Annotated in this window: 11 protein-coding genes; 8 read left to right on the forward strand and 3 right to left on the reverse strand. The window is 69.7% G+C overall.

Annotated features, from left to right (window positions below; genetic code table 11):
• Position 1: 1 nt before the first annotated feature.
• Both BJ970_RS18940 and BJ970_RS18945 read left to right on the forward strand, forming a co-directional pair.
• Positions 2 to 379, forward strand: coding sequence for an OB-fold nucleic acid binding domain-containing protein (locus BJ970_RS18940; protein WP_184727476.1), 378 nt, complete (start codon positions 2 to 4; stop codon positions 377 to 379).
• On the forward strand, positions 376 to 1,116 hold the full coding sequence (locus BJ970_RS18945; protein WP_184727477.1) for a DUF3159 domain-containing protein: 741 nt from the start codon (positions 376 to 378) through the stop codon (positions 1,114 to 1,116). The genes BJ970_RS18940 and BJ970_RS18945 overlap by 4 nt, the downstream gene beginning before the upstream one ends.
• A gap of 13 nt (positions 1,117 to 1,129) precedes the next feature.
• On the opposite strand, the gene BJ970_RS18950 is transcribed toward BJ970_RS18945, so the two are convergent.
• On the reverse strand, positions 1,130 to 1,801 hold the full coding sequence (locus tag BJ970_RS18950) for a potassium channel family protein (protein ID WP_184727478.1): 672 nt from the start codon (positions 1,799 to 1,801) through the stop codon (positions 1,130 to 1,132).
• Positions 1,801 to 2,466 carry a potassium channel family protein gene (locus BJ970_RS18955; RefSeq protein ID WP_184727479.1) on the reverse strand — a complete coding sequence of 222 codons (666 nt, stop codon included), beginning with the start codon at positions 2,464 to 2,466 and terminating at the stop codon, positions 1,801 to 1,803. Before BJ970_RS18955 ends, BJ970_RS18950 begins: the two co-directional genes overlap by 1 nt.
• 236 nt (positions 2,467 to 2,702) lie before the next feature.
• Between BJ970_RS18955 and BJ970_RS18960 the strand changes: the two genes are divergently transcribed.
• The 6 genes from BJ970_RS18960 (at position 2,703) to BJ970_RS18985 (ending at position 11,441) form a co-directional block, all read left to right on the forward strand.
• Entirely contained in the window at positions 2,703 to 4,730 is a 2,028-nt protein-coding gene (locus tag BJ970_RS18960; protein WP_184727480.1) for an APC family permease, read from the forward strand.
• Positions 4,702 to 5,937: a class I SAM-dependent RNA methyltransferase gene (locus BJ970_RS18965; protein ID WP_184727481.1), complete on the forward strand. Its 1,236-nt coding sequence runs from the start codon at positions 4,702 to 4,704 to the stop codon at positions 5,935 to 5,937. The genes BJ970_RS18960 and BJ970_RS18965 overlap by 29 nt, the downstream gene beginning before the upstream one ends.
• A 64-nt stretch (positions 5,938 to 6,001) precedes the next feature.
• Positions 6,002 to 7,204: a hypothetical protein gene (locus tag BJ970_RS18970; protein ID WP_184727482.1), complete on the forward strand. Its 1,203-nt coding sequence runs from the start codon at positions 6,002 to 6,004 to the stop codon at positions 7,202 to 7,204.
• Positions 7,205 to 7,554: 350 nt separating this feature from the next.
• Positions 7,555 to 9,498, forward strand: a complete 1,944-nt coding sequence (gene dxs / locus BJ970_RS18975; protein WP_184727483.1) for a 1-deoxy-D-xylulose-5-phosphate synthase — start codon at positions 7,555 to 7,557, stop codon at positions 9,496 to 9,498.
• 106 nt (positions 9,499 to 9,604) lie between these two features.
• Positions 9,605 to 10,291, forward strand: coding sequence for a response regulator transcription factor (locus BJ970_RS18980; protein ID WP_184729210.1), 687 nt, complete (start codon positions 9,605 to 9,607; stop codon positions 10,289 to 10,291).
• Positions 10,278 to 11,441, forward strand: a complete 1,164-nt coding sequence (locus BJ970_RS18985) for a sensor histidine kinase (RefSeq protein ID WP_376775057.1) — start codon at positions 10,278 to 10,280, stop codon at positions 11,439 to 11,441. The genes BJ970_RS18980 and BJ970_RS18985 overlap by 14 nt, the downstream gene beginning before the upstream one ends.
• Positions 11,442 to 11,464: 23 nt before the next feature.
• Here the strand turns inward: BJ970_RS18985 and BJ970_RS18990 are convergent, their stop codons facing one another.
• Positions 11,465 to 12,046: a Uma2 family endonuclease gene (locus BJ970_RS18990; protein WP_184727484.1), complete on the reverse strand. Its 582-nt coding sequence runs from the start codon at positions 12,044 to 12,046 to the stop codon at positions 11,465 to 11,467.
• Between the last annotated feature and the right edge of the window lie 43 nt (positions 12,047 to 12,089).

A 12,089-nucleotide genomic window follows, 5' to 3' on the forward strand; every position in this document is an offset into this window, starting at 1 on the left:
GATGAGCAAGACCGACGGCGGCTACTGGCGTCGCCTCGTACGCCGCCTGACCAGCGACGTCGCCGAGCTGGACGCCGACGACCTCTCGGAGCAGTCCCAGGCCGGCGGCGCCCAGCGCGCGAGCGAGTGCCAATGCGGCCAGGAGGCCGTGGTGCTCGGCCGGGTGCGCAGCGTTGGTCTGTGTCCGAAGGCGTCGGCACCGACGCTGGAGGCCGAACTGTACGACGGCACCGAGGATGTGACGTTGGTCTGGTTGGGCCGCCGCCGGATCGCCGGGATCGAACCGGGTCGCATCATCAAGGCCCGGGGCCGGATCGCGGTTCGTGACGGCCGCAAGGTGCTATACAACCCCTACTACGAGTTGCAGAACACCGCATGAGCGAACGCGACGCATCCGCCGCCGGGCTGCCCGCCCAGAACGCGGCCGACCACCAGCCGGACCAACCCGCGCAGCGGGTCCCCGATCGCGAGAAGACTCTGCTTGAGCAGATGGGCGGCATCAGCGGATTGGCTTACTCCGCGGTCCCGATCGTGGTCTTCGTACTGGTCAGCTCCTTCACCTCGCTGATGCCGGCGATCTGGTCGGCGATCGGGGTCGCGGTCGGGATCGCGATCTTCCGGCTCGTGCGCAAGGAGCCGCTGCAGCCCGCCATCTCCGGGGTGCTCGGGGTCGCGGTGTGCTCGTTCATCGCGTACCGCTCCGGCGACGCCAAGGGTTTCTTTCTGCTGGGGATATGGACGAGCCTGATCTACGGCGGGGTGTTCCTGGCGTCGGTGGTGGTTCGCTGGCCGCTGGTGGGCGTGGCCTGGTCGGCGCTGAACGGGCTGGGCTTCTCCTGGCGCAAGCAGCGCCGGGCGTTGCGCGGCTACGACCTGGCGACGTTGGCCTGGACCACGGTGTTCGCGGCGAAGTACGTGGTGCAGCAGTGGCTTTACGACAGCGACCAGACCGGCTGGTTGGCGTTCGCCCGGATTGCGATGGGCTACCCGCTGACCGGACTCGCGCTGATCGTCACGGTGTGGGCGATCCGCCGGGCGGCGAAGGTCGCCGAACTGGAGAAGGCCGAAGCCCAGCAAGATCCCGGAGCCATCCCCTCCAACCCCTCGCTGAGCTGAACCGGCCGGGCCGTCAGTCGGCGGTCGTGCGGTCGTGAATGATCGCTCGGATTCCTTGTTCGACGTCCGCGGTGGCCACGAATAGCATCTCGTCCCCGGCTTCCAGCGGGTCGTCGGCCTGCGGGACGATGACCCGCCCGCCGCGCAGGATGGTGACCAGCGCCGCGTCCGCGGGCAGCTTCAGGTCGCGGACGCGGCGGCCGGCCAGCGGCGTCGAGTCCGGCAGGGTCACCTCGACCAGGTTGGCTTGGCCCTGGCGCAGCGTCATCAGCCGCACCAGGTCGCCGACGTTGACCGCTTCCTCCACCATCGCGGCGAGCATCCGCGGCGTGGACACCGCGACATCGACACCCCAGGCCTCGGTGAACAGCCACTCATTGAGCGGGTCGTTGACGCGGGCCACCACGCGGCGCACCGCGAACTCGGTTTTGGACAGCAGCGACACCACCAGGTTGACCTTGTCGTCGCCGGTGGCCGCGATGACCACATCGCAGGACTCCAGCCCGGCTTCTTCCAGCGACGCCAGCTCACAGGCGTCGGCGAGCATCCAGTGCGCGCCGGGAATGTTCTTCGGCTGGTAGTTCTGCACGTTCCGTTCGATCAGCAGGACCTGGTGGTCGCCTTCGAGCAGTTCCCGCGCGATGGACTGGCCGACCGCGCCGGCGCCCGCGATCGCGATGCGCATTACTCGGTCTCCTCGGGTGAGCGGCGAGCGGCCGCCGTGACGTCGGTGACGGTGCCCGACAACGCCGCGACGTAGACCGTGTCGTCGGCCTGGATGACGGTTTTGGCGTCCGGCAGCACACCGTTGCCGAACCGCATGATGAACGCGACTCGCGCGCCGGTGGCGGACTCCAGCTCAGCGATGCGGCGGCCGACCCAGCCGTCGTTGAGCGGCAGCTGAAGCACCGCGACGGTGCCGGAAGGCTCGCGCCAGGCGGTGGCGACGCCTTCGGGCAGCAGCATGCGAAGGAACCGGTCGGTCGTCCACGGCACAGTGGCCACCGTGGGGATGCCCAGTCGCTGGTAGACCTCGGCGCGCTTGGGGTCGTAGATCCGCGCCACGACGTGCTCGACGCCGAAGGTCTCGCGGGCCACCCGGGCCGAGACGATGTTGGAGTTGTCCCCGTTGGACACTGCGGCGAACGCGGCCGCATGCTCGATTCCCGCTTCGACCAGGATGTCCCGGTCGAAACCGTTGCCGGTGATCTGTTGGCCGCGGAAGTCCTTGCCCAGGCGGTGAAATGCCTGGGGGTTCTTGTCCACCACGGCCACAGTGTGATCGAGCCGTTTCAGGGCCGCGGCCAGGGAGGCCCCGACCCGGCCGCAGCCCATGATCACCACGTGCACGACCTTGTCTCCTCGCTGCGGGGTGTGGGTTCGTCCGGGACGACCTCGCGATCGTCTGCCGACCGTACCTTCGCGGGCGCGGACCCGGATCGGGTCGCACCCATCAGTTTCGGGCTGGTGCACCGTACCGGGTGACCGGGCCTTAAAGGCAGGGGTGGCGGCCCGGATGTGACCTGAGAGGAATTCGGGCGGCCACGGTCACCAGTTGCCCCGCCTTAGCGCTTACGCTCTGTGCCGTGTCCAAGCTCGCAACCGCGGCGAAACGGTTGATCGTCGGTCGCCCGTTCCGCAGCGATCGCCTCGCGCACACCTTGCTGCCCAAGCGCATCGCCCTGCCGGTGTTCTCCTCCGACGCCATGTCCAGTGTGGCCTACGCGCCCGAAGAGATCCTGCTGGTGCTCTCGGCGGCCGGTGTGTCGGCCTTCTCGATCAGCCCGTGGATCGGGCTCGTGGTTGCTCTCGTGATGATCACGGTGGTCGCTTCCTACCGGCAGAACGTCCGTGCGTACACCTCCGGCGGCGGTGACTACGAGGTCGCCAGCGTCAACCACGGTCCCCGGTGGGGGCTGGTCGTGGCCAGCGCCTTGCTGGTCGACTACATCCTCACGGTCGCGGTGTCGATTTCCTCGGCCGCGGCGAACATCGGCTCGGTCATCCCGTTCGTCGCCCAGCACAAGGTGTTGTTCGCCGTCGGGGCGATCGTGCTGCTGACCGCGATGAACCTGCGCGGCGTCCGGGAATCCGGTTCCCTGTTCGCGATCCCGACCTACGCGTTCGTGATCGGGATTCTGGTCATGATCGCTTGGGGCTTCTTCCGCACGTTCGTGCTCGGCCAGGAGATCCCGGCCGAGAGCGCCCACTTCGAGATCGTGCCGGACGAGACCCAGATGGCCGGGGTCGCGTTCGTGTTCTTGGTATTGCGGGCGTTCTCCTCCGGTAGCGCGGCACTGACCGGCGTCGAGGCGATCAGCAACGGGGTGCCGGCGTTCCGCAAGCCGAAGTCCCGCAACGCGGCGACCACCCTGGCGCTGATGGGCGGGTTCGCGGTCGTCATGTTCCTGGGGCTGCTCATGCTGGCCAGGATCACCGGCGCGGTGATCGCGGAGGACCCGGCGCACCAGCTGGTCGGCGCGCCGCCCGACTACCAGCAGAAGACGCTGGTCGCCCAGCTGGCCCGGGCGGTGTTCACGGGCTTCCCGCCCGGTGTCTGGTACCTGGTGTTCTTCACCGGTCTGATCCTGGTGCTCGCAGCCAACACCGCGTTCAACGGCTTCCCGGTGCTGGGTTCGATCCTGGCGCAGGACCGGTTCCTGCCGCGCCAGCTGCACACCCGCGGCGACCGGCTGGCGTTCTCCAACGGCATCCTGTTCCTGGCCGCCGGGGCGATCATCCTGGTGTTCGCCTTCGAGGCCGAGGTCACCCGGCTGATCCAGCTCTACATCGTCGGCGTGTTCGTGTCGTTCGTACTCAGCCAGAGCGGCATGATCCGGCACTGGAACCGGCTGCTGAGCAAGGAGACCGATCCGCAGGCCCGGGGACGGATGCGGCGCGCGCAGGCGATCAACTCCTTCGGCCTGTTCATGACGGCCAGCGTGCTGGTGATCGTGCTGATCACCAAGTTCACCCACGGCGCCTGGATCGCGATCGCCGCGATGGCCGCGATCTACGTGCTGATGACCGCCATCCACCGGCACTACGACCGGGTGTCCGAAGAACTGATGCAAGCGGAGACGGACGCGGTGCTGCCGTCGCGCAACCACGCGCTCGTCCTCGTCTCCAAGCTGCACCTGCCGACCATGCGGGCGATCGCCTACGCCCGCGCCACCCGCCCGGACGTCCTCGAAGGCGTCACGGTCAACGTCGACGACGAGGACACCCGCGAACTGACCAAGCGCTGGGAGGCGGAGAATCTGCCGGTGCCGTTGAAGGTGCTGGAATCGCCGTACCGGGAGATCACCCGGCCGGTGCTGGAATACGTCAAGCGGATCCGGCGGGACAGCCCCCGTGACGTGGTGACCGTGTTCATCCCCGAATACGTCGTCGGCCACTGGTGGGAGCAGCTGCTGCACAACCAGAGCGCGCTGCGGCTGAAGAGCCGCCTGCTGTTCCAGCCGGGCGTGATGGTCACCAGTGTCCCGTGGCAGCTGGAGTCCTCCACGCGGGTCCGCCAAAAGCAGCTCACCGCGATGCCGGGCGCGACCCGGCGCGGGCTGGGCACGAACGGGAAGGTGAGCAGTGATCGAAAGGCCGGACTGGACCGGTAGGCGGCTTGAGGTCGAGATCGGCCCCGTCGCGCACGGGGGCCATTGCGTCGCCCGCTACGAGGGCCGGGTCGTGTTCGTCCGGCACGCGCTGCCCGGTGAGGTCGTCGTCGCGGAGGTCACCGAGGACGCCGGGGGCGGCTTCTGCCGGGCCGATGCCGTCGAGGTGCTGACCGCGGCGGCGGGCCGGGTGAGCCCGCCGTGCCCGCTGGCGGAGCTAGCGCTCGGCCGAGACCGGTGCGGGGGCTGCGACTGGCAGCACGCCTCCGGCGAGACGCAGCGGGAGCTGAAGGCCGCGGTGATCGCCGAGCAGCTCCAGCGGATCGCCGGGATCGAGTGGCCGGTGCGGGTTCGGGAATTGCCCGGTGGCCTGTTGCGCTGGCGCAGCCGGGCGCGGCTGGCAGTGGACCGCAAGGGGCGGGCGGGATTCCGCGCGCACCGCAGTCACCGGGTGATCCCGGTCGATGACTGCCCGATCACCGTCGAAGGCGCGCTGGACGAGGTCACGAACCGCCGATGGCGTCCGGGCGCTGAGCTGACGGTTGCCATCGACTCCGTCCGTGAAGTGCATGTGACGGCCGTGGACCACAAGCCGCAGCGGCGGCGCGGGCGCGCTGTGGCCAGGCAGGTGCACGGCAGCGGGGTGGCGCACGAAACCGCTGCCGGACGGCCGTTCGAGGTGGCGGTGCAGGGCTTCTGGCAGGTGCACAAGGCGGCACCGGACACATTCACCGAGGTCGTTGCCCGACTGGCGGCCACGCCGCCGGGCGGCGTGGCCTGGGATCTCTACGGCGGCGTGGGCCTGTTCGCCGCGGTGCTCGCCGAGCAGGTCGGCCCGGCGGGTTCGGTGGTGCTGGTCGAGTCGTCGAAGCGCGCGGTAGAGGACGCGGTGGCGAACCTGCGTGACCTGCCGCAGGTGTCATATCGGGCGGGCACGGTGGAAGACGTGGCGACCGATGAGGGATTGCCCGCGCCGGATGTCGTGGTCTTGGACCCGCCCCGCAAAGGCGCCGGTAGGGCCGTCGTGGACGCGGTGACGGCGCGCCGCCCGGCGCGGATCGTGCACGTCGCGTGCGATCCGGCGGCTCTGGCGCGAGACGTCGGCCTGTTCGCCGAGCGCGGCTACCGGATGACCGAGCTGGAAGCCTTCGACGCGTTCCCGATGACTCACCACATCGAGTGCATCGCCCTGCTCGAACGGGCCGGTTGAGGGGTGACTCGATGAGGTGTCCGGTCGATCGTGCTCGGCTCCTGGAACCGCAGTCCAGTCGAATGTGGATTCATTTGAGACCGCGGTGCCGGAGCGGGACAGCCGGACGCCCGGCCCCGGTCACGGAAAGCACCTGGAGATGACCGAACGCGACCACCAGCCGGAGGTCCCGCCCGCCGCGTCGGGGATCGCGGTGCGGCCGGTGCCAGGTCCGGGAACCTCCGCGCCGGACGCCGCGCCAGGGCGCCGTGCGACGGCGTTTTCCCTGGCGGCGTTGGGAATTGCGGTGCTCCCCAGTGGACTGCTGGCGCTGGGTTCGTCCACTGTGCCCGGTTATGCGATCGGGTGGGCGGCGGGGTGGATCGTGGTCGCCGCGGTCTTGTGGTTGCTGGACGCGCGGACGCCGCGGCGCTGGGCGGGCTGGGCGTTGCTGGCCGCGGTGCCGCAGGCGGTTGTCGCCGTTATGTTCGCCGAGCCGATCGGATTGGTTTCGCTGTTCGCCGTCGTGGCCTCGCCCGTCCTGGCGATGCTGGCGTACCGGCAGTTTGCGCGACCGGCGAGGGACCTAGCCGAGCTGGACGTGGAGATCCCGGTGCCGTTCGACGCCGTGGACAGCGGGCGCCTGCTGATCGGCCGCGACCGGATCGTGCTCGCCCATCGAGGCAGCGGCGGATACCTCCGGCACGCGCTGCCGCTGGCCGAACTGGCGTTGGCGCAGCCCGGGGAGCTCAGCGCCGACGGTGGCTGGTGGCCGCTGCCCGGTGGCACCGGAATCCGTCTGCGGCGCGGCCCGGTGCTCCGGCTGGTCGCCGGTGTGCAGCAGTGGTTGGTTCCCGTCGCCGATCCGCCGCTGGTCGCCGCGATCGTCCAACGGCGGGCCACCGCCGCATGGCCACTGCGGACCGGACCGCAGGACCTCGCAGCCTGGCAGCGGCTGCGCGACTGGGCCGTGGCCCGCACCACGACGGTCCGACAGGGCCGGTCGGCGCAGGGCTATCGCGGGTTGCGGCTCCTGCTCGGCATCGTGCTCATGGTGTTCGGCTCGATGCTGCTGACCACCGCCATCGGCCGCGAGTTGGGCGACCCGGTGCCGTGGATCGCGACGGTGGTCACCCTCGGGCTGGCCGTGTTCCTCGTCGTCGGCTGGTTGCGGGTCCGGCGCCGACTGGACTTCGCCGAGCTGCACCGGCTCCCGCCGGGCAGCCCGGCGTGGGGCGACCTCAGCCCGGACCACGCGCCCCTGCCGCACTGGCAACCCTGGCGCTGACCCGATCGGCCGGGCTGCTGCGCCGGTTCACCGACAAAGATCAAACCAATTCACGAAATGCGCCGTGCGGTCCTTGGACTGCGCCCCGTGTCGCCGTCGACCTGAACTGCCGTGATCGGGCGCCGTGGCCGAATGGGCAGCAGGTCCTCCGGCCACCGCGTTTGCGGTAAGAGGCCGGGCAGATGTGCCTGCTCGCACGCGCATTCCATGGTCCTTCCGGCCCTCCTTGAATGGTCTGATGTAGGGCGCTCCGTAGACTGGGGCGAGCTATGCATCGCGGCGGAGCCAGGTAGCCAGCCGGGCCTCGGCATGCGAATGAACCCGACCGGCACGACAAGTGAGGTGGAACGGTGACGCTGCTGGGGTCCGTGCACAGTCCGGCTGACGTTAAGCGCCTAACGCACGCTGAGTTGGTGCAACTGGCCGGGGAAATCAGGCGGTTCCTGATCGACAAGGTGTCTCGCACCGGTGGGCACCTGGGACCGAACCTGGGCGCGGTGGAGCTGACCTTGGCCGTCCACCGAATCTTCGACTCGCCACGGGATGCAGTGGTGTTCGACACCGGCCACCAAGCGTACGTACACAAGATCATCACAGGTCGGCAGGACGGCTTCGACCGGCTGCGCAAGCGCGACGGCCTTTCCGGCTACCCCTCGCGCACCGAGAGCGCCCACGACGTGGTGGAGAACAGTCACGCCTCGACCGCCCTGTCCTACGCCGACGGACTGGCCCGCTCCTTTCAGCTCAGTGGCAAACCGCAGCACGCGGTGGCGGTCGTCGGCGACGGCGCGCTCACCGGCGGCATGTGCTGGGAGGCGCTGAACAACATCGCCGCCGACCAGGAGCGCCCGGTGGTGATCGTGGTCAACGACAACGGCCGCTCCTACGCACCCACCATCGGTGGCCTCGCCGAGCACCTCGCCGCACTGCGGTTGAACCCCAGCTACGAGAAAGCGTTGGAGAGCGGCCGCCGCACGCTGCGCAACCTCCCGGTGGTCGGGCGCTCGCTCTACACCGGCCTGCATGCGGCCAAGAGCGGCATCAAGGACGCGATCAGCCCGCAGGTGATGTTCTCCGACCTCGGTATCAAATACCTGGGCCCGGTCGATGGTCACGATCTGCGCGCGATGGAACACGCGCTGTCGATGGCCAAGTCCTTCGGCGGCCCGGTGATCGTGCACGCGGTGACCCGCAAGGGCAACGGCTTCGCGCCGGCCGAGAACGACCAGGCCGAGCAGATGCACCAGGTCAAGGTGATCGACCCGGAGACCGGTCTGCCCACCAAGCCGGCCCCGAAGAGCTGGACCGACGTCTATGCCGAGGAACTGGTGAGCATCGGCGCCGAACGCCCGGACGTGGTGGCCATCACCGCGGCGATGCTCGGTCCGACCGGGCTGAAGAAGTTCGCCGAGGAATACCCGGACCGCTGCATCGACGTGGGCATCGCCGAGCAGCACGGCATGACCTCGGCGGCGGGGCTGGCGATGGGCGGCATGCACCCGGTGTTCGCGGTGTACTCAACGTTCCTGAACCGGGCGTTCGACCAGCTGCTGATGGACGTGGCGCTGCACAAGCAGCCGGTCACGGTGACCTTGGACCGCTCCGGGATCACCGGCGACGACGGCGCCAGCCACAACGGCATGTGGGACCTGTCGATCCTCGGCATGATCCCGGGGATCCAGGTCGCCGCGCCGCGCGACGCGGTCACGCTGCGCGAAGAGTTGCGCGAGGCGGTCGCCGTCGATGACGGGCCGACCGTGGTGCGGTTCTCGAAGGGCTCGGTCATCGACGAGGTCCCGGCCATCGAGCGGGTCGGCGGGGTCGACGTGCTGCGCCGCCCGGTCACCGGCGAGGGCAACGACGTGCTGCTGGCCGCGGTCGGCGCGTTCGCGCAGCTGGCGGTGGCCGCCGCGCAGCGGCTCGCGACACAGGGCATCGGGGTTACCGTGGTGGATCCGCGCTGGGTGGTGCCGGTGCCGGAGCAGATCGTCGAGATGGCCGCGCAGCACCGCCTGGTGGTGACTCTCGAAGACTGCGGGCGGCACGGCGGCTTCGGCTGGGCCCTGGCGGCGGCGCTGCGCGACGCGGAGCTGGACGTACCGTTGCGCGACCTGGGGGTGCCGAACCGGTTCCTGACGCATGCGGCGCGCGAAGAGGTGCTTTCCGAGCTCGGGCTCACCGAGCAGGACATCGCCCGCCGGATCACCGAGTGGGTCGCCAACCGCGGGAGCGCGCGGGTGGCGCCGCTGCGGGTCGCGGCTGACAACGATCGGCCGGAAGCGGCGAACGGCTGACCGTCGTGGTTTTCGACGCTGCTCGCCCGACGACTCGGCAGCTAGCCACGGCCGCGCAGGAGACTCGCGACGCTTGCGGCGTCCGCTGCTGTGGCAGGGTGAGCATGTGCGAATCCTGGTCGTCGAGGATGAGAAGCCGCTGGCCGACGCGATAGCTCGCGGGCTGCGCCGGGAGGGCATGGCCGTGGACGTCGCCTACGACGGCGAAAGCGGCCAGGAGAAGGCGTCGATCACCCGGTACGACGTGCTGGTGCTCGATCGGGATCTGCCGGGCCTGTCCGGTGATGAGCTGTGCCGCCAGCTGGTGTCCAGGGGCGAGCTGACTCGGGTGCTGATGCTCACCGCCAGCGGCACGGTTGAAGACCGCGTCGCCGGGCTGTCCCTGGGCGCCGATGACTACCTGGCCAAGCCGTTCGCGTTTCCCGAGCTGATCGCGCGCGTCCGGGCGCTGGGGCGGCGAGCCACCCCGGCACAACCACCGCTGCTCACCGCGTTGGAGCTGGAGCTGGATTCCGCGCGGCGCACCGTGCACCGGCGGGACGGCGAGGTCGAGCTGACCCGCAAGGAGTTCGGCGTGCTGGAGGTGCTGCTGTCGGCGGGCGGTGCCGTGGTCAGCTCCGAAGAACTACTGGAACGGGTGTGGGACGAGAACGCCGACCCGTTCACCACGACCGTTCGGGTCACGATGATGACGCTGCGCAAGAAGCTGGGGGACCCGAGCATCATCGAAACCGTGGTCGGCTCCGGCTACCGGGTGCCGTCCGCCGGCCGAGCCGAGCATGCCCGGGACTGAGCCGATGCGCGCGGCCGCCCGATCGATCACCCGTCGCGGACCGGGCCTGCGAACGCGGCTGACCCTGCTGGCGACCGCGCTGGTCGCCGCGGTCAGCGGGCTGCTGCTGTGGTTGGGGTGGATGCTGGTCGGCAACGTGGTGGCCGCGGTTCCCCGGCTGCCGGCCGGGACACCGGTCCGGGTGGGTGGCGTGGATGTTCCGGCGGAACTGCTCGGTGAGGCGCTGCGAAACTCCGCACGGCACCAGGTCCTGCTCGTCGGCGGGTTCGCTTTCGTCGCCGTGGTTCTGGCGGCAGCGTTGCTGGCGTGGACGGTGACCGGACGGGTACTGCGACCGCTGCACGACGTGACCGAAGCCGCGCGACGCCTGTCCGCGGAGTCGCTGGACGAGCGGATCGCGTTGAGCGGCCCGCGCGATGAAGTCGCCCGGCTGGCCGACACCTTCGACGCGATGCTCGACCGGCTGCAAGCGGCGTTCGACTCCCAGCGCCGGTTCGTCGCCAACGCGAGCCATGAGCTGCGCACGCCGTTGTCGGTGATCCGCACCGAGCTCGATGTCACGCTGTCGGACCCGAACGCCGACGAGGCGGAACTGCGGCGAATGGCCGATGTGGTCCGCGAAGCGACGGCTCGCGCTGAGCGCTTGGTGGAGGCACTGCTGTTGCTGGCTCGCACCGAAGGTGTCGAGCTGGCCGTGCGGGAGCCGGTGGACCTCACGGAGCTCGTGGGCCGCGCGCTGCGGGCGGTCGAGCCGGAGGCGCGGCAGCGCGGTCTGCGCATCAAGTGCTGCGAGGAACCGGCGTTCGCCGTTGGTGATCCGGCGCTGCTGGAGCGCGTCGCGGGCAACCTGCTAGAGAACGCGGTGCGGCACAACGTGGCCGGCGGCTGGGTGGAGATCACCACCGGCAGCGATCCACAGTGGACAACTCTGCGGGTGGCGTCGTCCGGTCCGAGAATCCCGGGGGACCAGGTGGAAACTCTCTTCGAGCCGTTCCGCCGGGCAGGAATCCAACGCACCGCCCGCAACGGCGCGGGCCTGGGCCTGTCGATCGTCCAAGCGGCAACTCAGGCCCACAACGGCCGGGTCTGGGCCGAAGCTCTCCCCACCGGCGGCCTCGCCGTAACAGTCCAACTCCAGGTCGCCCCGTAAGGCCGCGAGCCGGATTGCGGTGCTCAGAGGCGCAGCGAGGCCACATCAATGTCGAATGGAACCGGGCTCGCGGTGATTCGCACCGGCCCCTGACCGGCCTTCGCGGTCGCTTCGCACACGTACCGACCGTTTTCCAAGCGATAGGCCGCGAGTTCGGTCGGGCCACCGCGGTCTTGCGCAACGCTCCAGAAGAACGGTACCCCGCTGCGTTCGCAAGCCTGGAACTTCTCCTGCTGCTCGCTGGAGGTGTTGCCGGGGGACCAGATTTCGCCGACGAGCAGGGCGTTTCCGGGCTGGAACGATGCGCCTACGGGCGGTGTGTCGAGCACGACGAAGTCCGGGATGAGGGCCGAGCGGTATCTCGTGCTGATCTCGATACCGATGCCACCGACCGCGAAGAGATCACTCCGCTGGGCCGAATTGATCGCGCGGTCGAACAGCGAAATGATCCGCTTTTCCGCCCACTGGTGCTGCCCGCTCGGTGGTGGAGTCACAAGCCAGTACCCCTCGATGAGTTCCAGGCGCGAACCGTCCTCGCGGGCGGGGAGCGCGTGCCAGTCGGCGATCGTGAACGGCCCCAGCTCGTGGTGCACCAGCGCGGTCACCGGCCATCACCTCATTTCCATCCGTTCCATCATGGCAGAACAA

It is taken from the genome of Saccharopolyspora phatthalungensis (assembly GCF_014203395.1).
In the GTDB taxonomy this organism is placed as follows: domain Bacteria; phylum Actinomycetota; class Actinomycetes; order Mycobacteriales; family Pseudonocardiaceae; genus Saccharopolyspora; species Saccharopolyspora phatthalungensis.